At 60.1% G+C, this 22,084-nt stretch carries 15 protein-coding genes; 10 read left to right on the top strand and 5 right to left on the bottom strand.

Annotated features, from left to right (window positions below):
- Positions 1 to 34 precede the first annotated feature (34 nt).
- Together FHT93_RS23645 and purH are read left to right on the top strand one after the other, a co-directional pair.
- Positions 35 to 1,702 carry a heparinase II/III family protein gene (locus FHT93_RS23645; RefSeq protein ID WP_112544947.1) on the top strand — a complete coding sequence of 556 codons (1,668 nt, stop codon included), beginning with the start codon at positions 35 to 37 and terminating at the stop codon, positions 1,700 to 1,702.
- Positions 1,703 to 1,797: 95 nt separating this feature from the next.
- Positions 1,798 to 3,414, top strand: a complete 1,617-nt coding sequence (gene purH / locus FHT93_RS23640; protein ID WP_112544946.1) for a bifunctional phosphoribosylaminoimidazolecarboxamide formyltransferase/IMP cyclohydrolase — start codon at positions 1,798 to 1,800, stop codon at positions 3,412 to 3,414.
- A 42-nt stretch (positions 3,415 to 3,456) separates the two neighbouring features.
- Here the strand turns inward: purH and FHT93_RS23635 are convergent, their stop codons facing one another.
- Both FHT93_RS23635 and FHT93_RS23630 read right to left on the bottom strand, forming a co-directional pair.
- Positions 3,457 to 4,842 (bottom strand): MFS transporter, encoded by a 1,386-nt coding sequence (locus FHT93_RS23635; RefSeq protein ID WP_113013445.1) that lies wholly within the window; start codon positions 4,840 to 4,842, stop codon positions 3,457 to 3,459.
- Positions 4,843 to 4,872: 30 nt separating this feature from the next.
- Positions 4,873 to 9,651 (bottom strand): NAD-glutamate dehydrogenase, encoded by a 4,779-nt coding sequence (locus tag FHT93_RS23630; protein WP_113013444.1) that lies wholly within the window; start codon positions 9,649 to 9,651, stop codon positions 4,873 to 4,875.
- A gap of 276 nt (positions 9,652 to 9,927) precedes the next feature.
- Here FHT93_RS23630 and pdxY point away from each other — a divergent pair, with 276 nt between their 5' ends.
- The 3 genes from pdxY (at position 9,928) to FHT93_RS23615 (ending at position 13,216) form a co-directional block, all read left to right on the top strand.
- Positions 9,928 to 10,803 carry a pyridoxal kinase PdxY gene (pdxY, locus tag FHT93_RS23625; protein WP_113013443.1) on the top strand — a complete coding sequence of 292 codons (876 nt, stop codon included), beginning with the start codon at positions 9,928 to 9,930 and terminating at the stop codon, positions 10,801 to 10,803.
- A 60-nt stretch (positions 10,804 to 10,863) separates the two neighbouring features.
- The gene (locus FHT93_RS23620; protein WP_112544942.1) at positions 10,864 to 11,505 is read left to right on the top strand and encodes a carbonic anhydrase; all 642 of its coding nucleotides are present in this window, start codon (positions 10,864 to 10,866) and stop codon (positions 11,503 to 11,505) included.
- Between the two features lie 91 nt (positions 11,506 to 11,596).
- Entirely contained in the window at positions 11,597 to 13,216 is a 1,620-nt protein-coding gene (locus tag FHT93_RS23615) for a GGDEF domain-containing protein (protein ID WP_113013515.1), read from the top strand.
- A gap of 52 nt (positions 13,217 to 13,268) precedes the next feature.
- On the opposite strand, the gene FHT93_RS23610 is transcribed toward FHT93_RS23615, so the two are convergent.
- From FHT93_RS23610 to FHT93_RS23600, 3 genes are all read right to left on the bottom strand, one after another.
- Positions 13,269 to 14,090, bottom strand: a complete 822-nt coding sequence (locus FHT93_RS23610) for a lytic murein transglycosylase (RefSeq protein ID WP_112544941.1) — start codon at positions 14,088 to 14,090, stop codon at positions 13,269 to 13,271.
- A 169-nt stretch (positions 14,091 to 14,259) separates the two neighbouring features.
- The gene (locus FHT93_RS23605; RefSeq protein ID WP_112544940.1) at positions 14,260 to 15,294 is read right to left on the bottom strand and encodes an aspartate-semialdehyde dehydrogenase; all 1,035 of its coding nucleotides are present in this window, start codon (positions 15,292 to 15,294) and stop codon (positions 14,260 to 14,262) included.
- Positions 15,295 to 15,405: 111 nt separating this feature from the next.
- A complete protein-coding gene (locus FHT93_RS23600; RefSeq protein WP_183849758.1) occupies positions 15,406 to 15,588 on the bottom strand; it encodes a hypothetical protein in 183 nt (60 codons plus the stop codon).
- Between the two features lie 116 nt (positions 15,589 to 15,704).
- Here FHT93_RS23600 and FHT93_RS23595 point away from each other — a divergent pair, with 116 nt between their 5' ends.
- The 5 genes from FHT93_RS23595 (at position 15,705) to FHT93_RS23575 (ending at position 22,039) form a co-directional block, all read left to right on the top strand.
- Positions 15,705 to 17,453, top strand: a complete 1,749-nt coding sequence (locus FHT93_RS23595; protein ID WP_183849696.1) for an alkaline phosphatase — start codon at positions 15,705 to 15,707, stop codon at positions 17,451 to 17,453.
- 94 nt (positions 17,454 to 17,547) lie between these two features.
- Positions 17,548 to 18,012 carry a hypothetical protein gene (locus FHT93_RS23590; protein WP_113144993.1) on the top strand — a complete coding sequence of 155 codons (465 nt, stop codon included), beginning with the start codon at positions 17,548 to 17,550 and terminating at the stop codon, positions 18,010 to 18,012.
- Between the two features lie 6 nt (positions 18,013 to 18,018).
- Positions 18,019 to 18,708, top strand: coding sequence for an ABC transporter ATP-binding protein (locus tag FHT93_RS23585; RefSeq protein WP_183849694.1), 690 nt, complete (start codon positions 18,019 to 18,021; stop codon positions 18,706 to 18,708).
- Positions 18,705 to 19,958, top strand: a complete 1,254-nt coding sequence (locus tag FHT93_RS23580) for an ABC transporter permease (protein WP_183849692.1) — start codon at positions 18,705 to 18,707, stop codon at positions 19,956 to 19,958. Before FHT93_RS23585 ends, FHT93_RS23580 begins: the two co-directional genes overlap by 4 nt.
- Before the next feature lie 194 nt (positions 19,959 to 20,152).
- Positions 20,153 to 22,039, top strand: coding sequence for an MFS transporter (locus FHT93_RS23575; RefSeq protein WP_113204261.1), 1,887 nt, complete (start codon positions 20,153 to 20,155; stop codon positions 22,037 to 22,039).
- The last annotated feature ends 45 nt before the right edge of the window (positions 22,040 to 22,084 follow it).

Raw genomic sequence — 22,084 nt, 5'->3', positions numbered from 1 at the left:
TATTCTTAACCACGAGGGTCAATAGACAATTGATATGCAGTCCGGTCGGCGTCTTGCGAGCATATATGTTCGGGAAGCTTGGCGGCGCGGTACGCGCCGTGCCGCGCTTCTGCGTTTGCGCTTCTCGCGCCATACCATATCGGTACCGGAACGCCTGATCGTCGCTCCGACGGATCTGAGGGGCATCGATTCCCACGTTGCCGAAGAGATCATGGACGGCCGGTTTCCGCTTGCCGGCCGTATGCTGGAAACCGACGGGAAATCGCCCTTCACGCTGACCCTTCCCTCGCGTGCGTTCGCAGTCAGGCTTCACAGTTTCGGTTGGCTACGGCACATGCGCGCCAACAAGAGCGAGCGCGGCTCGGCCGTCGCCCGCGTCATCGTCGATAGTTGGCTCTCGATCCATGGAGGCCGGATCGAAGGCATCGCCTGGGAGACCGACGTCGTTTCGCAGCGTGTCATTGCCTGGCTGGCGCATTCTCCGGTCGTCCTGCAGAACGCCGATCGCGGCTTCTATCGCCGCTTCATGAAGTCGCTCGCCTTCCACATCGGCTATCTGCGCCGCATGGCGCCCTATTCGACTGGCGAAGTCCGCTTCCGTCTGCGCATCGCGCTTGCAACGGCGTCTGTTGCCATGCCTGTGCGTGCTTCGACGGTGCGGCGGGCAGCCCAGGCGCTCGACCGCGAATTCGATAGCCAGATTCTCCCCGATGGCGGCCATATCTCCCGCAATCCACGCATCGGGCTGGAGCTGCTGCTCGATCTGCTGCCTCTCCGGCAGACTTACGTCAATCTCGGCCATGATCTGCCGCAGAAGCTGATCTCCGGTATTGACCGCATGTACCCTGCCCTGCGCTTTTTCCGCCATCAGGATGGCGATCTGGCACTCTTCAACGGTGCGACATCCACGCTGGCGGATGAGTTGATGTCCGTACTGCGATACGACGAGACGGCGGGTCAGCCCTTCAAGGCATTGCCGCATTCGCGCTATCAGCGACTTGCAGCCGGCAAGACGGTGATCATTGCCGATACCGGACCGCCCGCGCCTGGCTGCTTCAGAACAGCTCATGCAGGCAGTCTCTCCTTCGAAATGTCCTCCGGCCGCTACCGCTTCATCGTCAATTCAGGATCTCCTAAATTCGCAGGCCAGCGCTATGTCCAGATGGCCCGCACCACCGCCGCTCATTCCACCGTGGTCCTGAACGATACATCCTCCAGCCGGTTCTCCCCCTCGGCTTTTCTGGCCCACATGATGACGGAGCCGGTGGAAACGGTTGCTGCCGAGCGCGTGGAAACCGAGGATGGCCGCGAAGGCATCAAGGCCAGGCATGACGGCTATCTCGATGCTTTTGGTGTCATTCATGAGCGAGAGCTGACGCTGAACGCGGCCGGCTCCATCGTGACCGGTATGGACCGTTTCGTGACCGACGACCGGTATCACAGCGAAGGACCGCTGCGCGCGGTTGCCCGCTTCCACATCCATCCCGCCATCGTGCCGCGGCAGAATGATACGGAATCGGTGCTGCTGACGGCCCCGGATGGCGAAAGCTGGCTGTTTTCCTCTCCCGGCAATGAAGTGCTGATTTCGGAGGATATTTTCTTCGCCGACAGTGCCGGCATCAGCAGCTCCGACCAGATAGAGGTGGATTTCGATCTGGCGGAAAAACCCGAAATTCGCTGGTTTTTGTCACGCAAGAGCTAGCGGCTGTTTGCGCCGGCTCCAAGCTGTGCTAACGCGGCCTCATCAAAACGTCCCTTGCCCGGATGTCTCCCGCGAAGCCCGAACGGAGAAGGTTCATGGCCGTCATTTCCAAGAAAATCCCCGCCCCCGACAAGGTCGAGATCAAGACTGCGCTGCTTTCTGTCTTCGACAAGACCGGTATTATCGAACTTGCCCGCGCGCTTTCGGCGCGTGGCGTGCGCCTGCTTTCGACCGGTGGCACCTACAAGGCGATCGCGGCCGAAGGACTTGCCGTCACCGATGTCTCCGAAGTGACGCAGTTTCCGGAAATCATGGATGGCCGGGTGAAGACTCTGCATCCGAAGGTGCATGGAGGCCTGCTCGCGATCCGTGACGATGCCGAACACCAGGAAGCGATGAAGGCACATGGGATTGACGGCATCGACCTGCTGGTCGTCAACCTCTATCCCTTCGAGGATGTGCGTGCGGCCGGCGGCGATTATCCGACGACGGTGGAGAATATCGATATCGGCGGCCCGGCTATGATCCGCGCTTCAGCCAAGAACCATGCCTATGTCACCGTCATCACCGACCCGGCGGACTATTCCGAGCTGACCGAGCAACTTTCGGCCGATGCCGGCAAGACGGTCTATGCCTTCCGTCAGCGCATGGCGGCCAAAGCCTACGCCCGCACTGCCGCCTATGACGCCGCGATTTCCAACTGGTTTGCCGAAGCGCTTTCGATCGATACGCCGCGTCACCGCACCATTGGCGGCGTGCTGAAGGAAGAGATGCGCTACGGTGAAAACCCGCACCAGAAGGCCGCCTTCTACGTGACGGGCGAAAAGCGCCCGGGCGTTTCGACTGCCGTCCTGCTGCAGGGCAAGCAGCTTTCCTATAACAATATCAATGATACCGATGCGGCCTATGAGCTCGTTGCCGAGTTCCTGCCGGAGAAGTCGCCGGCCTGCGCCATCATCAAGCACGCCAACCCCTGCGGCGTCGCGACCGGTTCGACGCTTCTCGAAGCCTACAAGCGGGCGCTTGCCTGCGATTCCGTCTCGGCCTTCGGCGGCATTATCGCACTGAACCAGACACTCGATGCCGCGACGGCCGAAGAGATTATCCAGCTCTTCACCGAGGTCATCATTGCACCTGACGTCACCGAGGAAGCCAAGGCAATCGTCGCCCGCAAGCCGAACCTGCGTCTGCTCTCAGCTGGCGGTCTGCCGGATGCGCGTGCGGCCGGCATTACCGCCAAGACCGTTTCGGGAGGCCTGCTCGTCCAGAGCCGCGACAACGGCATGGTCGAGGATCTGGAACTGAAGGTCGTTACCAGGCGTGCGCCGACGGCTCAGGAGCTTGAGGACATGAAGTTTGCCTTCAAGGTCGGCAAGCACGTGAAGTCGAATGCTGTCGTCTACGCCAAGGACGGCCAGACCGCAGGTATCGGTGCCGGCCAGATGAGCCGTGTCGATTCAGCACGCATTGCGGCGCTGAAGGCCGAGGAAGCGGCCAAGACGCTCGGACTTGCCGTTCCGATGACGCATGGTTCGGCAGTCGCCTCGGAGGCGTTCCTGCCCTTCGCAGATGGCCTGCTGTCGATGATTGCTGCCGGCGCCACCGCCGTGATCCAGCCGGGCGGCTCGATGCGCGACCAGGAAGTCATCGATGCGGCAAACGAACATAATGTCGCGATGGTCTTTACCGGCATGCGTCACTTCCGCCACTGAGCAGATAACGGACAGATCCCCGGCTTTGCGGCCGGGGAGTTCTCAGGCGCGGTCCGCCGGATAGGGAGTGCGGATCAGCAGCACCAGACCTCCGGCGAGGAACAGGATCAGCGTCGACATGCCGAGATGCGCCGATCCGGTCAAATAGGTCACGATTGAAAACAGGAGCGTCGCCATGAAACTCGTGGCGCGGCCGGATAGAGCATAGATGCCGAAATAACGGCCGGCCTCTTCGAGACTGACGCTACGCGCCAGATAGGAGCGCGATGACGCCTGCACCGGGCCAAAGGCAAGGCCGATCAACAAGCCATAGAGGATATAGGCCTTTTCCGCCATCGTGCCGAAAAGCCCGCCGCTGTCGGCAGTCGAAAGCGGCATCAGCCCGAAGAAAGTGTAGCCCGGGCCGGTGGAAATAATACCGATCGTGGCCAGCAACAGCATGGTCAGGCTGATGATAACGGTCACCTTGGAGCCTATCCCCCTGTCGACGCGTCCGGCGATCAGGCAGCCAAGGATCGCCACGATATTGAGGATGATCCCGTAAATGCCGATCTCGATCGTTGCCCAGCCGAACATGCCCGCCGCAAAGGCGCCACCGAGGATCAGCAGGCCGTTGACGCCATCCTGATAGATCATGCGGGCGATGAGGAAGGTCAGGATACCGCGACGCGTCCTGAGTTCGCCGAGCGTATTGCGCAATTCCTTGAGACCGAAGCGCACCGCAAAGCCGAAAGGCAGGCCTTTGCGGGCATCCGGCGTGAAGAAAAACATCGGCAGGATGAAGATCAGATACCAGACAGCCGAGATCGGGCCGGTGACGCGCGCGTCCTCGCCCGTATGAGGATCGAGACCGAAAAGCGGATCGAGACCCAGAATGGTCTTGCCGCTTTCCGGGCTGCCGGCCAGCAGAGCCACGACGGCGATCAGTACGATCATGCCGCCAAGATAGCCGAGACCCCAGGCGGTGTTGGAAAGCCTGCCAACGTCGTCCTTGCTGACGAGGCGCGGCATCATGGAATCGTTGAAGACGATCGAGAACTCTGCCGAAATCGAGGCGAGGATCATGAAGATGACGGGATAGATGATCGGCGAGCCCGGAGCAGCAAACCAGAGGCAGCAGAGGCTGACGATCTTGATGACCGCGAAGAAGGCGATCCAGGGTTTGCGCGCACCGGATTGGTCGGCGATGGAGCCCAGGATGGGGGACAGGATGGCGATGATAATAGAGGAGATCGTCGCCATGTTGCTCCACATCGTCTGCGCGGCGACCGGATCGGACGTCAGCCGCGAGACGAAGTAGGGGCCAAAAATGAAAGTCGTTACTACGGTGAAGAACGGCTGGGCTGCCCAATCAAAGAGCATCCAGCCCCATATGCCCTTCTCCGTGGCTTTCGGCGGCTGCGTTCCTGTCCAGTCTATGCGATTCAAACGTCCGCTCCTTTTTTGGGGCGGACTGTCTCATCTCGCCCGGTCGCGCGCAAGATCGGTGAGGATGCCTGCGGCAACAGTGATGCGGGCGAGGTTCGGATCGGCTCCATCGCTGAGGCTTGCAAGCTCCTCGACGATGCGGTTGATGCGCACCCTGTCCTGCGCATGCCAGGCCTGGACCGGCTGCTTTTCCTTGCCGTGATCGGAAAGCGCGGAGATCACGATATCGCGACGGGCGCTGGCGATCTGGTCGATACTGCGGGCAAGAGCGAGGTTTTCATAGTGGTCGGAGGTGATGATGCGGTTGCCCGCAGCCAGCAGCCGGCCGACACGGAAAGTCTGGGTGACAGCAAAGTAGTTTTCGGCTGCGCGCGGCAGCGCCTCGCCGGTGCGAGCGGCGATCTGCATGATCTCCGGTACCAGAGCGAAGGTGGGCAGAGCCGCGATTTCGGCCGCCAGTTTTTCCGGCAGACTGGCCTGTTGGTATTCCTCCTGGCGCGCGGCGACGTCAGCTGCGGCCTGATCGGCGAAGGAAGGCTTGAGTTTCTTCAGCGTCGCCTGAAGCCGGCTAATGATCTCGGCCATGTCGCCCTTGGTCATGCCGGTCTTTAGCAGCAGGCGCGTCAGCACCGTGAAGCTGTTGCCGATCTCTTCATAGATGCGGTTCTGGATCTGGCCGGAAACCTTGTTGTCCAGGGCATCCGTTTCGGCCCAAAGCCGGTTGAGATCGAAGCCGTCGCGGGCAACGATGGCGGCGCGCACGACTTCCGGAGCAGATGCTGCGGTCGCATCCATCATGCTGACGGCAAAGCCCGGCCCGCCGCGGTTGATCGCCTCGTTTGCGAGCACCGTCGCGACGATTTCCCGCTTCAGCCGGTGGCTGTCGATATCGGATGCGTTGGACTTCTGCATCTTCGCCGGGAAGTAATGGAAGAGCGTGTCGACGAAATAGGGATCGTCAGGCAGTTCGCTGGCGATCAGCGCATCGAAGAGTACGATCTTGGCATAGGAGAGCAACACACCGATCTCGGGGCGTGTCAGTGGCCGGCCGGCAGTGTAGCGCTCGGACAGCGAGGTGTCGTCGGGAAGCGTTTCGACCTTGCGGTTCAGCTGTCCCGACGCCTCCAGGACGCTCATGAAGCGGCCGAGCTCAAGGCCGTTTGCCGTTCCCTTGCGGGCGGTCAGCGAGATTGCCAGGGACTGCAGGTAGTTGTTGCGCAGTACGAGCGCAGCCACCTCATCGGTCATGCTGCCGAGAAGCTGGTCACGTTTGGTGCGGCTGAGCCGCTGTTCGTGCATAGCGTTCGCCAGCGCGATCTTGATATTGACTTCGACGTCGGAAGTATTGACGCCGGCGGAGTTGTCGATGGCGTCGGAATTGCTGCGTCCGCCCTTCAGGCCGTAGGCAATTCGGCCTTTCTGCGTGACGCCGAGATTGGCGCCCTCCCCGATCACCTTGGCGCGCACTTCGTCGGCCGTAATGCGGATCGGATCGTTGGCGCGATCGCCGACGTCGGTATCGGTCTCGGATGCCGCCTTTACATAGGTCCCGATGCCACCGAACCAGAGCAGGTCGACGGGGCTTTTCAGGATCGCGGTCATGATTTCGAAGGGCGTGGCGACAGCCTTGTCGATGCCGATTGCGGCCACGGCCTCCGGCGTCAGCGTAACCGACTTTGCCGAGCGCGAAATGATCATGGCACCTTTCGAGAGCACGGACTTGTCGAAGTCCTGCCAGCTCGAGCGCGGCAGGTTGAAGAGGCGCTGGCGCTCGGCGAGGGTTTTTTCCATATCGGGATCGGGGTCGATGACGATATCGCGGTGATCGAAAGCGGCGACCAACCGGATCTTCGGTGAGAGCAGCATACCATTGCCGAAAACGTCGCCCGACATGTCGCCCACGCCGGCCACAGTAAAGGGCGTCGTCTGGATGTCGATATCCATCTCGCGGAAGTGGCGCTTTACGGTTTCCCAGGCGCCGCGCGCGGTGATGCCCATCTTCTTGTGGTCGTAGCCGGCGGAGCCGCCGGAAGCGAAGGCGTCGTCCAGCCAGAAACCTGCTTCCTGAGCAAGCGCATTGGCGGTGTCGGAGAAGGTTGCTGTGCCCTTGTCCGCGGCGACGACGAAATAGGGGTCATCGCCATCCAGGCGCACCGTATTGTCAGGCGGGATGATATCGGCGCCGGAGATGTTGTCGGTGATGGAAAGCAGCGTGCGGATATAGGTTTTGTAGGCTTCACGACCTGCGTTGAAGAGCTCTTCGCGGCTGCCGCCGACCGGGAGTTTCTTGGGATAGAAACCACCTTTGGCGCCGACGGGCACGATCACGGCGTTCTTGACCTGCTGCGCCTTGACGAGGCCCAGAACTTCGGTGCGGTAGTCCTCGGCGCGGTCCGACCAGCGCAGGCCGCCACGGGCGACGCGGCCGAAGCGCAGATGTACGCCTTCGACTTCGACGCCATAGACGAAGATTTCACGGAAGGGCCTGGGTTCCGGCAGGCCATCCACCAAGTGCGGGTCAAGCTTGAAGGCGAGCATCGCCTTCGGTGTTCCATCGGCATTGCGCTGGAAATAATTGGTGCGCAGCGTTGAATCGACGATATTGACGTAGCGGCGCAGGATACGGTCGTCATCCAGGCTCGGCACGTCGGCAAGCTCGGCTTCGATTGCCTGATGCAGCTCGGCGAGTTTCTTGATACGTGCCTTTTCCGACAGCTTCGTATCGAGCGTGTCGTGGAACAAGCGGAAGATCGAAGCGGCGATCGCGGGGTATTTGTCGAGGGTGGTTGCGATATAATCCTGCGAGTAGGCGATGCCGGCCTGGCGCAGGTAGCGCGCATAGGCGCGCAGCACATTCACCTCGCGAGCCGAGAGGCCGGCCGACAGGATCAGCCCGTTGAAGCTGTCATTGTCGATCGTGTCGCTGAAGGCTGCGACGAAGGCTTCTTCGAGCGGTGCGCCAAAACGTGCGAGGTCAATGTCCGCACCGCTGCGGGCCTCGAGTTCCATGTCGTGCAGCACGACGATGTTGATCGCGCCGTCGGCGGCCGGAACTTCGATATCGAAGGTCCGTTCGCTCAGGACGTTGAAGCCGAGGTTTTCTAGGAGAGGCACGCGGCGCGACAGCGGCAGCTGCTCTCCGCTATGGAAGATCTTCAGCGACAGGATGCGGCCGCGTTCGTCGTCCTGGCGATAGTAGAATTCGATGCGGATCGGCTCGCCGGCGGCGCATGCGGTGATGTCGGGCAGATCGCCGACCGCTTCATCCGGCGTGAAGGCTTCCTGGAAGGCGTTGCTGACGCCGAGCTTCGGCGCCTTGGGGCCGGCGAGCATCTCGAAACGGCTGTCCCAGCGCGCGGTGATCTGGCGGATCGTCTCCTCGAGCTTGGCCTGATGGATGCGCGGCGTCTTGCCGCCCGAGCGGCCGATGATGAAGTGAACGCGTGCGACACCGCCTTCCGGAAAGGCCGGATAGTAGGCGGAAACGCGGCCATCGTAGACAGTCTTCAGATAAGTGCCGATGCGCTCTCGCACGATCGAGTCATATTCCTCTCGCGGTACGAAGACGATGACGGAGACGAAGCGGTCGAAATGGTCGATGCGCGGCAGCACGCGTACGCGCGGGCGGTCGGCGAGATCGTTGATCTGCTCGGCGAAGGTCGCAAGCAGCGGGGTATCGATCTGGAAGAGATCATCGCGGGGGTAGGATTCCAGCGTATTGTCGAGCATGCGGCCGGAATGGCTCATCGGGTCGAAGCCGAAATGCTCCTTCACCTTCTCGATCTTGGAGCGCAGCAGCGGAATTTCAGATGCCGAAGAGGTGTAAGCAGTCGAGGTGAAGAGGCCGACAATGCGCAATTCGCCTGTCACGTTCCCCTGGGAGTCAAAGCGCTTGACGCCGACATAGTCCATATAGGCGCGGCGATGGACTATGGATTTCACATTGGCCTTGGTGACGATCAGGAAGTCTGGACCGTCGAGGAATGCGAGGATTTCCGGCGTGGTCGTCACGGCGTCCTTGCCGGTGCGCAGCACGAGAACTTCGGGATTGGAGAGAATGCCTAGACCCGTTCCCTTGTCGCGTTCGACATTCGCATCCGGGCCTTTGCCGGAATAAACGTAGTCGCGCATACCGAGGAAAGTGAAGTTCTCGTCACGCAGCCAGGTCAGGAAGGCGATCGCTTCGTCGCGGTCGACCTTCTTGCGGCTGGCGCTATAGTTCGAGAGCTCCGAAATCACCTCATCGACGCGGGCGAGCATCGGCTTCCAATCGGAAACGGCAAGTTCCACCTGCTCGAGCACTGCCCTGATCCGCTTGATCAGGTCGGCTGCCTGGGAGGGGCTGAGCGGCGAAACGTGGAGCTGGATGTGGCTAACGCGCTTAGCCGGGTCGCTCGCTATATCAGCGGAATAGAGTTCCGGGGCCTTGCCGTCCTCCAGGATCAGGATCGGATGAACTGCCATGCAGATGTCGCGATAAGTGCTGGTCACCTCGCCCATGACGGATTCGTACAGGAAGGGCTTGTTGTGATCCGTCACCGAAAGGATGGAGACTGCGATGCCATCGGGGGTGACATCGGCCACCGTGTCGATGCTGACACGCGGTGTCTTGCCGTTCCAGGCGGCGATTTCGGCTGCCGAGTGGACGGCGGAAAGCGCAAGCATTTCCGGCGTGTAGAGTTCGAGATCGTCGCCGCTTGCGCGGCCGAAGAGGATTTCGGGATCGAGATGGGGCTCACCGGTCGCGGCTGCGATCTTGCGCGCGCTCTCGATCTGCTTTTCCCGTTTCGGATTGTTTCTGGCGGCCATGGATCATCCCCCCGATTGTTTTGATGTGGGCAAGTTAGCAGAAGGTTCTTCGAAAGAATCTCTAAAAGAGGGCCTCGAAAAGTCGTTTTCGTGCTTTTTTGGCTATGCTTACGAGAGATTTCGAAAGTTTTTGGGTCGTTTCATGCCGACGGACGGTAAAATCACTTTATCCGGCTTTTCCGTCCCGCCGCACATTTCCACGCTCGCATGAAGAATGGTTGACAGCGCCTCGTCAAAAAGATCATCAACGGCGGTCGAAATTCGGAACCGGATGCCATGTCGGAAAACGCAGCGGGCGCAGTCATCGTCATCTCCAGCCATGTCGTGCGCGGGTCGGTCGGAAACCGTGCCGCGGTCTTCGCGCTGGAAACGCTCGGCCACCAGGTCTGGGCGCTACCGACGGTCGTGTTGCCATGGCATCCAGGCCATGGCCGTTCGACACGGCTTACTTTCGCCGAGGCTGATTTCGAAGCCGCGATCGATGATCTCATCCGCGCGCCGTGGATCGGTGAGGTCAAGGCTGTCCTGTCGGGCTATTTCGGAAACGCGGCCCAAGTCCGTTCCGTCGCGAAGCTCGTTGCGTCGTTGCGCGAGAGGAATCCGGAACTGCTCTATGTCTGCGATCCGGTCATGGGCGATCTCGGTGGCCTCTACGTGCCCGAAGCGACAGCCGAGGCGATCCGTGATCACCTGATACCACTTGCTTCGCTCGCCACGCCCAACCGATACGAACTTGCCTGGCTGTCGGGCGCCGCCCTCGATGACAACAACGCGGTCATGGAGGCCGCCCTTTCGCTCGGTCCCTCGCGCATGCTGGTCACATCGGCGGTGCCGATGATGGCGGGCGGCACGGGCAATCTTTATCTCTCCGGTAAGCATGCTCTGCTTGCCGAACATCGTGTCGTCGAGAACCCACCCAACGGCCTCGGAGATCTGCTGGCCGCTCTATTCCTCTCTCGTCTGCTCTCGGGGATGGAGGATGAGAAGGCGCTGCAGCTGGCGACCGCCAGCGTGTTCGAAGTGCTGGCGCGCGCCGTCAAGCGCGGCAGTAACGAACTGATGCTGGCAAGCGATGCCTCCAGCCTCTTGACGCCCATGGCGATGGTGCAGATGCGTCATCTCTTCCATCCTGCGCAACGGCGGAAAAAATAGGGCTGATGCTTTTGCAGCGCAGCAGTTGATCTTGGCTCGCGCGCGCGCTAATCCAAGAGCATGACGAGATTTCCCAACTCCCTCCTGGACGGTTATCGCAACTTCATGAGTGGGCGCTATGCCGATGCCCGCGACAGGTATCGGCAACTTGCGGAAAATGGGCAAAGTCCGACAACGCTCATGATTGCCTGTTCCGACTCCCGCGCGGCGCCCGAACTGATCTTCGATGCCGGGCCAGGTGAACTCTTCGTCATCCGTAACGTCGCCAACCTGGTGCCGCCCTATGAGCCAGACGGCCATTTCCACTCCACCTCGGCAGCGCTTGAATTTGCCGTGCAGGCGTTGAAGGTCAAGAATATCGTCGTCATGGGCCACGGCCGCTGCGGCGGTATCCGCGCGGCACTCGACCCCGATGCCGAGCCGTTGTCGCCCGGCGATTTCATCGGCCGCTGGATGTCGCTCGTGCGCCCTGCCGCCGAGCAGATCGGCAGCAACGACATTATGACGCCAGGCGAACGACAGACTGCGTTGGAGCGGGTGTCCATTCGCAATTCAATCAACAATCTCAGATCTTTCCCTGAAATCAAGACGCTCGAGGAAGAGGGCAAGCTGGAGCTTCATGGTGCCTGGTTCGACATTTCGACCGGCGAACTCTGGGTGATGGATTCTGAGACACTCGATTTCGTCCGTCCCGAAATCTAGGGATAGACCGCTTTATCGGTTTTTTAAGATATTCCACTAAGCTCGCCTACGAGGAGCAGCTGGACGTGGATTAAACATGAATTTCGAAGCGGTGAAATTCAAGAATATCAGAAGGGCAGTGCTCGCCGCCATTCTGCTGCCCTTCGTCTTCATGATTGTTGAAGGCGTCGTGTTGATCCGCTCCTCGCTCATGCAATACCACGCGCTCGAAAATGACCATCTCTTTGCCGATGTTCTTGCTCGCGGAGGATCGATTGCGGCCAATGAGATCCTAGCGGAACTCGTTGCGACGCGAGCCTATATCAACGATCGCGATGAGATCACCAGGGCGTCGATGATCGAAAGGCGAAACTCACTCGATAGCGAACTCGCGCGTTTCAACGCAAGTCTTCCAGCCGCTGGAGCAATGGATGTCGGTCTGCAGTCGCAGCTTTCCAATCTCCGTCTCGCCTATAGTCGTATCGTTGCGGCGCGATCGGCAGTCGATCGCGGCTATTACGGCAAAGGCGGCAACCCCGTTCATATCTATGGGCAGGCTGGATTGAAGCAGCTTGGACTTGTCGAGTCGCTTTCGTCGAGGATCCATGATCCCGTGTTGATGCGCAAATCCAGCGAGCTGATGAGCATCCTTCTCACCTATTACGGCGAGCGGCTGATCGGCAGTCTTGGCCAGCGTTATCTCGACCGGACCGATTTTTCTGCCATGTCGCACGAGCAGCTCGTTCAAGGCGAAATGATGCTCGGCAACGGTATGGATCGCCTGCGCTTTCATTCTTCTTCGCCTGTCATCCAGGAGATTCTCGACTATAGGGCGCAGCCCGATGAAGTCTGGGCCGATACTTTCACCCAGGCAATGGTTTCCGGGGTGCTGCGGCCGGACAAGGCGATCCGGGACAAATGGATCGGCATCCAGAACGAACGGCTGGATTTTCTGCGGCAGAAGATCGCGTCCGTCACCGATGACATCCATGTGACTGGGCAGAGGCTGTCGATGCGCTCTCATATCCACATGACGATCGTGCTTGCTCTGTCAGCCGGGCTGGTGCTGCTCGTTGCCCTTATTGCAGCGCTTGCGGTTCGCGGTATCCGTCTCGTCGCCCGCGTTACCGAAGAGCGTGAACTGCTCGTCAACGAACTGCGCAATGCCGCCCAGACCGATCTTCTGACAGGCCTTTATAACCGGCGCGGTTTTGAGGCTGCTGCTCTAGCGCTTCTGATGCAGGCTGGTTCACGTTGGATTTCCGTCGTGCTGTTCGATCTCGATCACTTCAAGAAAATCAACGACGTGCATGGCCATGACGCGGGTGATGTCGTGCTGAAGCATGTGGCCGACGTCGCAAGGGAAAGCTTCCGCTCCTTCGATCTATTGGTGCGCCATGGCGGCGAAGAGTTCATGGCGCTGCTCCCGGACTCGACACCCGAGGATGCGGCCATCGTCGCGGAACGTGTCCGGTTGGCGATCGAAGCTGCCGACATCGAACTGCCCGGCGGCGAGCGCCTGCGGGTTACGGCAAGCTTCGGCTGTGCGGGGCGCACAAATGCCGTAAGCAATCGCAATTTCGATGATCTGGTAAAGCGCGCCGACCTGGCGCTCTATGCGGCCAAGGCCTCGGGACGCAATTGCGTTGTTGCCGGGCCGATTGTTCCTGCCACGGCACCGCAGGAAGAGAGGCGCAAGGCTGCTGGCGGAAGCCACGATATCCGCATATGAAAAACGCCGCATTCGCATGCGGCGTTCCTGACATTTCCTATCGAACGTCTCTTCAGTTGCCGTCGATCTGCTGGCCGATATAGGCGATTGCCTGCTGATAGACCGTTGCGGCATTCCATCCCTCGATGGCGACGAAGTTCGGCTCGCCCGGCTGGTAGCCTGCGCCGGCGCGCCAGCCGTGACCCTTGAGGAAATTGGCAGTCGAAGCCAGTGCATCGGCGCGAGAGCCGACCATGTCGACGCGTCCGTCGCCGTCGCCATCAGCGCCGTAACGCACCACGTTGCGCGGCAGGAATTGCGTCTGGCCGATTTCGCCATGGGCAGCGCCTCGGGCTTGCGGGCTCAGATAACCCTCCGAAACGAGCTGCAGGGCTGCATAAAGCTGGTCGGTGAAATATTCCGAACGGCGGCAGTCATAGGCGAGGGTCGAGACTGCGGACATCGTATGCTGGTTGCCCATATAGCTGCCGAAGCCGGTTTCCATGCCCCAGATGGCAATCAATGGGCCGGCCGGAACGCCGAAACGGCGCTCGATCGAAGCGAAGAGAGCCTGGTTGGCGGCCTTCATCGACCGTCCGCGAGAGATAACGGCAGCACCGCCGCGCTTCTTCATGAAAGCATCGAAGGAGAGCTTGAAGCTCTTCTGGCCGCGGTCGGCCGAAATCGTCGGCTTGTTGTAGCTGACATTGGCGAAGGCGCGGCTCAAGACGGACTGGCTCACACCATTGGCTGCCGCCGTCTGTTTGAAATCGGCGACCCAGGCCTCGAAACCGGCACTGGTGTTACCGCACTGGGCACCCTGCGCGAACGCCGGTACCGCATGGAGGACGCCCATTGCCGCGGCGGCCGCCAGAATCAATTTTGTCATGCGCATTGAGAAACCCCGCTCTCGATCTGCATAGCTTTCAGGCCAGGCAAGAGAATGCCAGTCACCGGCGATTTTGTCACGGTCGCCCTTTAGCGAACGCTTATACGGCGGTATTTGCCCGAAAAAGCCCCGCTCGTCGAGCAGGGCTTTAGCATATTATGGTTTACAAATGGTATCAGGCTGCCTGCTTGCGCGGCTTGACGAGGCCACGATTGATGAGCAGCTCGGCAATCTGGATGGCGTTGAGAGCCGCACCCTTGCGCAGGTTGTCGGAGACGACCCACAGGTTGAGGCCGTTCTCGACGGTCGCATCTTCGCGGATGCGCGAGATGTAGGTCGCGTCCTCGCCGGCAGATTCATACGGCGTGATGTAGCCGCCGTCCTCATGCTTGTCGATGACGAGGCAGCCCGGCGCTTCGCGCAGGATATCGCGGGCCTGATCTGCGGTGATCTCGTTTTCGAATTCGATGTTCACCGATTCCGAATGACCGATGAAGACGGGAACGCGCACCGCAGTGCAGGTCACCTTGATCTTCGGATCGAGCATCTTCTTCGTTTCAGCCAGAACCTTCCATTCTTCCTTCGTGTAGCCGTCTTCCATGAAGACGTCGATGTGCGGAATGACGTTGAAGGCTATGCGCTTGGTGAACTTCTTGTTCTCGATCGGATCGGCAACGAAGACGGCACGCGTCTGGTTGAAGAGCTCGTCCATGCCTTCCTTGCCGGCGCCGGAGACCGACTGATAGGTCGAGACGACGACACGCTTGATCTTGGCGAAGTCATGCAGCGGCTTCAGCGCGACGACGAGCTGGGCGGTCGAGCAGTTCGGATTGGCAATGATGTTGCGCTTCGTGAAGAGCGAGATTGCGTCCGGATTTACTTCCGGAACGATCAGCGGCACGTCGGCGTCGTAGCGCCAGGCCGAGGAATTGTCGATGACGACGCAGCCTTGCTGGCCGATCTTCGGGGAGACGCGCTTGGAAACCTCGCCGCCGGCCGACATCAGGCAGATATCGGTGTCAGAGAAATCGTAATTCTCCAGATTGGAGACCTTCAGCGTCCGGTCGCCATAGGAAACCTCGAGGCCCTGGGAGCGGGAGGAGGCGAGTGCTACGACTTCATCGGCTGGGAAACCGCGCTCGGAGAGAATGTTGAGCATTTCCCGCCCGACATTTCCGGTGGCTCCGGCAACTGCAACTTTGAAACCCATTTCTCAAGCTCTCTTTCTCTTCTCTCCTCTTGTCCGGTGAGGGGGAAGCGCGACATCATCGCGACTTCCTGTCCCCGGCCGGGCCGGGGAGAGAGCGGCAGGCCAGAGACGTCAGACGGTTTTCGTCGTCGTTTTGGCCTTGGTTTTGGAAGAAACCGGAACGGAAAAATCCAGCCCGGCACTTCCTGCCAGGTTATTGCGCTCAGCGATGGCATGCTCGTGGCGAACCATGGATATTCCTTTTCCGTTGTTGCTCATAAAACGTTTTCCACAGGAGTCAAGGTTTTTGCGTATGTCGCGAGCGGAGGAGAGGGGGTTGCCATGCTGCGGCGTTTTGTCATCCCTCTGTCATTGCCGAGGGGTATCCCCGACCCGTTGTGATGACTGCAACGAAAAACGGGGGTTTTTCCATGCGTATGCTTCTCGCCGCTTTTGCGGCCACCACGATTCTGGCCGGCGCTGCTCAAGCAGCTTCGATCTATCCGCTTGATCGTGCTACGATTCTTGCCGGTTCACCTTTCGACTTCAAGGTCGAGCTTTCCAAGCAGGTCAAGCCGGAAGACGTGAAGATCACGGTCAATGGCCAGGATTACAAGACAGTCCTCGGGGGCGAGGCACAGTTCGTCGAGCTGGAAAAGGGCAAGGAAGACAAGGCTCTCGGTTCCGCTCTCCTGCTGCGCGGCCTGAAGATCGCCGCTCCGGGCACCTACAAGGTTGAAGTCGCCGCCGGCGACGAAAAGAAGGCCGTGACCTGGGAAGTTTTCGGCACTTCCGCACAGCCGAAAGCCAAGAACATCATTTTCTTCCTCGGTGATGGTCTTTCCGTCGCTCACCGCACCGCAGCCCGTATCATGTCCAAGGGCATGACCGAAGGCAAGGCGAACGGCCGCCTGAACATGGACGATCTCGATCATATGGCCTTTATCGGCACGTCCGCCACCGATTCGGTTACCACCGACAGTGCCAATACGATGTCGGCCTACATGACAGGCCATAAGGGCGCCATCAACTCGCTCGGCGTCTATGCCGACAGGACACTCGACACGCTGGACGACCCGCGCGTCGAAACTTTCGGCGAAGCCCTGCGTCGCCAGACCTCGAAGTCGATCGGCGTCGTCACGACCTCGGAACTTCAGGACGCGACGCCGGCCGCCATCGTTTCCCATACGCGTCGCCGCGACGACAAAGCCGAAATCACCGGCATGCTCTTCGACGTGAAGCCGGATGTCATCCTCGGTGGCGGCTCGGCCTACTTCCTGCCGCAGGCGACTGCCGGCTCGAAGCGCAAGGACGACAAGGACTACGTCAAGATGTTCCAGGACGCCGGCTATAAGCTCGCGATCGACAAGACGGAACTCGCCGCTGCTGCCAGCACTAACGAAGGCAAGATCCTCGGCCTGTTCCACACCGGCAACATGGATACGACGCTTGACCGCGAATTCCTGAAGAAGGGCACTGTCGGCAAATTCCCGGCCCAGCCCGGCCTTGTTGAAATGACCAAGGTCGCGCTCGACAAGCTTTCGAAGAATCCCGAAGGTTTCTTCCTGATGGTCGAAGCTGCCAACATCGACAAGATGTCACATCCTCTCGATGGCGAGCGCGCTGCCATCGATACGATCGAATTTGACAAGACCGTCGGTCTGGCGAAGGAATTCGCCGCCAGCAATCCCGACACGCTGATCGTCGTCACCGGTGACCATACGCACGGCATCACGATCGTCGGCACGATCGACGATACGATTGAAGGTACGGAGATGCGAGAGAAGGTCGCTGGCCGCAGCTTCACCAACTATGTCGATGCCAATAATGACGGCTATCCCGACAGCGTTGACGTCTCCAAACGCCTCGCCCTGTTCGTCAGTAACTATCCCGACCACTACGAAACTTTCCGCCCGAAGCTGGATAACCCATACACTCCGGCCATCCAGAACGAGAAGAAGGATTACGTCGCCAACGAAGTCTACAAGGATGTTCCTGGCGCCGTCTTCGTTCCGGGTAACCTGCCGAAGAGTGCGGCCACCGGCGCCCATACCGTCGATGATGTTGTCCTGCAGTCGACCGGCCCCGGATCGGAGGGCTTCAAAGGCTATATGGAACAGAGCGACGTCTACCGCGTTCTCGCCGACGCTTTTGCGCTCGGCGCCAAGCAGACGAACTAAGCACCTGTGTCCCAGGCCGCTTGCCGGTCTGGGACTTTTCATCGATCCTCATCCCGGTCGCTATGCGGCCGGGTATCCGTTTCTGGAGACCGCTATGGAAAGGCTCGCTTTGCTGAATCTCAGCCGCCGTCGCCTCATGGGCGTCATGGCCGCGGTTCCCTTCGCCGTCGCCCGGCCTGTGATTGCCGATGATTCCTTGATCAGCTTCGATGAACTCTACGGAAAATTTGGTGTGCTTGGTCTCGAATTTTCCGACAAGGTCAAGCGCCTTGCTGGCAAGGAAATCAGTATCAAGGGCTTTATGGCGCCGCCGTTAAAGGCTGAGGCGCAATTCTTTGTCCTGACGGAGATACCGATGTCACTCTGCCCCTTCTGCTCTTCCGACGCAGACTGGCCGGACAATATCGTCGTCGTTTATCTCGGCGAGAAGCAGACCTTCGTACAGCCGAGCCAGACTATCGAAGTGCGTGGCACGCTCGAGTTCGGGTCGTGGAAGGACCCGGAAACCGGCTTTGTAAGCCTGCTGCGTATCCGCCAGGCCGAATATTCCAGCGTCTGAGCATCGATGCTAGCTCTTGAAATCGAACAACTGGCCGTGACGTTTCCTGGCCTTTCAGCGCCTGCGCTCGCCGTCGATCATCTGTCGATCGCCGCGGGCAGTCGTGTCGTGGTTACCGGCGCTTCGGGATCCGGCAAAAGCACCTTCGTCAATATCGTCACCGGACTGGAGAGGGTTTGCGAGGGCCGTGTCCGCTGGAACGGTGAGAATATTGCTGCGCTCTCCGAAAGTCGCCGTGACCGCTTTCGGGCTGCCAATATCGGGTTGGTCATGCAGGAATTTCACCTTTTCCCCGGCCTGTCCGCTGTCGAAAACGTGCTGTTGCCTGCGCGTCTCGCGCGTGCCGCGACGTCGACGATAATCGAGCGCGCCCACGATCTCCTCCACACTGTCGGTCTTGAGCGCGCCGCACAGAGGATCGAAACCATGTCGCGTGGCGAAATGCAGCGTGTGGCGATTGCCCGGGCGCTCCTGCGCAAACCTGGTGTCATCGTCGCCGACGAACCGACCGCGAGCCTCGATGCCGACAGCGGCGATGCCGTCGGTGATCTTCTGCTCGATCTTGCCATGGCCGAAGGCAGTACCCTGATCGTCGTGTCGCACGATCCCCGCCTCGCCACTCGTTTCGACCGACGCCTGACATTTCGGTCCGGCCGCATTATCGACGATTCCGCGATCAAGGGAGCGGCTGCATGATCCGCTTCATCCTTGCCGATCTGCGTCGTTTATGGGCCGGCTCTCTCGTTGTCGTGCTGCTCGTGGCGCTTGCGACCGCGCTCGGCGTTTCCGTCATCCTGCAGGAGCGGGCTCTTCGTCTCGGCAGTGCGCGGGCGGCCGACAAGTTCGATCTCGTCATCGGCGCGGGCGGCAGCGAGACCCAGCTCGTGCTCTCGTCCGTCTTCCTGCAGCCATCCGCGCTGCCGCTAATGTCCGGCGACATCCTGGCAAAACTCGCTGCCGATCCGCGCGTTGAATGGGCTGCCCCCGTTGGTTTCGGCGATTCCTTCTCAGGCTATCCGATCATCGGCACGACGACAGCGTTGACGGAAACGGTTTCCGGCGGCTTTTCCGAAGGTCAAGGTTTCGCCAGCGAGGGCGAGGCTGTCATCGGCTCAAGCGTTAACCTGGCTATCGGCAGCGAGATCAAACCGATGCACGGCACGATCGAAACCGGCGGCCATACGCATACGGAACTTGCCTATCGCGTGATCGGGCGCCTACGACCGACAGGCACAGCATGGGACCGGGCCATTCTCGTTCCGATCCAGGCCGTCTGGCATATTCATGGGCTGGAAGCGGGCGAAGAGCACGACCATGACCACGCCGCCGCGGAAGGCGCTCATGAGGAAGCCGACCATCATGCGGAGGCTGAAACCCATGCCGGCCTGAATGAGAACTGGACTGCGGAAACGCCCGGTCTTCCGGCCATCCTCGTCAAGCCGAAGACGATTGCCGATGCCTACAAACTGCGGCAGGACTATCGTAATGGCACGACGATTGCCGTCTTTCCCGGCGAAGTCCTGACCAATCTTTATGCGACGCTCGGTGATGCCAAGCAGATTCTTGTTGCCGTTGCCTCTGGTGCGCAGGTGCTGGTCGCAGCCTCGCTGATCCTTGTGACTGTCATCCATATCGGCCAGCGCCGCAGGCAGATCGGTGCGCTGCGCGCCTTCGGTGCTCCCCGCAGTGCCATATTCGGTATTGTCTGGCTGGAGTTCTTTATTCTTGTTGCCGCTGGGATCGGGCTTGGTTTTACACTCGGCTACGGTGCCGCGCTCATTCTTTCCGGCTTCTTCTCGCAAAGCAGTGGCGTCAACCTGCCCGTCGGCTTCGCCCGTGAAGACGGAACGCTTGCTGTAATCCTACTTGCCTTCGCCACTGTCCTCGCCGCCTTGCCGGCGGTGCTCGCCTATCGGCAGTCTCCGGCCCAGGCTTTGCGGGGGTGAGCATTGCGGCGGGCCTGTTCCGCCATGCTGTGACCATCCATGCACAAAAAATTAGACTAAAGTCATAATCCCAAAGCATCCCTCTTTCTGACTCGTCTTTTCTGTCAAACTCTCGTCAGGCGTGTCGTGGCCAGGGGTATGCTTTGAGGAGAGTAGGCCGCGACCGTTGCTCATCACTCTGTGGAGGACAGACAATGGCAAATGTCGCAAGCGTCGACGGTGCGAAAGCCGGTCCGATGACGGGCGAGGAGAAGAAGGTCATCTTCGCCTCGTCGCTCGGCACGGTTTTCGAATGGTATGATTTCTATCTTTATGGTTCGCTCGCCACCTATATCGGCGCGACCTATTTCACCCAGTATCCGGAAGCAACGCGCAACATCTTCACGCTGCTCGCTTTCGCTGCGGGTTTCCTGGTGCGCCCATTCGGCGCGCTGGTCTTCGGCCGTCTCGGCGACCTCGTCGGCCGCAAATACACCTTCCTGATGACCATTCTCATCATGGGCTTCTCGACCTTCCTGGTCGGCATCCTGCCGGGCGCGGCCTCGATCGGCATTGCCGCTCCGATCATCCTGATCGGCTTGCGTCTGCTGCAGGGTCTGGCACTCGGCGGTGAATATGGCGGCGCGGCGACTTATGTTGCCGAACACGCGCCGAACGGCCGTCGCGGTTATTTCACGTCCTGGATCCAGACGACGGCAACGCTCGGTCTCTTCCTGTCGCTGATCGTCATCGTCTCGGTCCAGTCGATCATGGGGCCAACTGCCTTCGCCGCCTGGGGCTGGCGTATTCCGTTCCTTGTCTCCGTCGTCCTGCTCGGCATCTCCGTCTGGATCCGGTTGAAGATGAACGAGTCGCCCGCCTTCCAGCGCATGAAGGCCGAAGGCAAGGCATCGAAGGCGCCGTTGACGGAAGCCTTTGGTCAGTGGCGGAATGCCAAGATCGCGCTGATTGCGCTTTTTGGTGCCACCATGGGTCAGGCGGTGGTCTGGTACGGCGGGCAGTTCTATGCCTTGTTCTTCCTGCAGAACGTGCTGAAGGTCGATCTTCAGTCAGCCAATATCATGGTCGCCATCGCACTCTTCCTTGGCACTCCGTTCTTCGTCATCTTCGGCGGACTGTCGGACAAGATCGGCCGCAAGCCGATCATCATGGCGGGTCTTCTAATTGCAGCGGTCACCTACTTCCCGCTGTTCAAGGCGATGACTTATACGGCAAACCCGGCCCTTTACGAGGCGCAGGCGACGATCCGGGCAACGGTTACGGCCGATCCGGCGGATTGCAAATTCCAGTTCAATCCGACCGGTACGTCGAAATTCACCAGCTCCTGCGACATCGCAACGGCGTTCCTGACCAAGAACTCTGTGCCTTATGACGTGGTGCCGGGTCCAGTTGGCCAGCCTGCAACCGTGAAGGTCGGTGACGATACGATCACCAGCTACGACTCCGTTGCAGCCGGTGCTGATGCGGCCAAGACCGGCGCCGCCTTCGAAAAGGGTGTCAATCTTGCCCTTCATGATGCTGGCTACCCGCTGAAGCGCGGCGCTGCCAAGGTTGCCGATGCCAAGCTCGACGCCTTCATCGCTGCCAATCCGGAGCTCACCCTCAATGCCGATGCGATACGTGCCGGCCAGAAGGAAACGCTGCCGGCCGACAAACTCGTTGCCGGCAAGCTGCTGACGGCGGATGAAGCAAAAAGCGTGACGGATATGGCGGTCTACACGATCCCCGGTGCCGGTTCGTTCGCAATGACGGCCGATCCTGCCCGCGTCAACTGGGTGGGGACGATTGCCATCCTCTTCGTGCTCGTGTTCTACGTGACGATGGTCTACGGCCCGATCGCGGCACTACTGGTCGAGCTCTTCCCGACCCGCATCCGCTATACCGGCATGTCGCTGCCCTATCATATCGGCAACGGCTGGTTCGGCGGTCTGCTGCCTGCTACGGCCTTCGCGATGAGTGCTGCCGCCGGCAACATCTATTATGGCCTCTGGTATCCGATCGTCTTCGCAGCGATCACGCTGGTCATCGGTATTCTGTTCCTGCCGGAAACCAAGAACCGCGATATTCACGCAATGGATTGAGACGCGGTGGATATCCTGAAATCAAAGACCCGGCGCCCGAAAGGC

The sequence above is a fragment of the Rhizobium sp. BK379 genome (assembly GCF_014193955.1).
Classification (GTDB): Bacteria; Pseudomonadota; Alphaproteobacteria; order Rhizobiales; family Rhizobiaceae; genus Rhizobium.
Note: the sequence above shows the minus strand (reverse complement) of the source record. Positions and strands in the feature narration are given on the sequence as shown.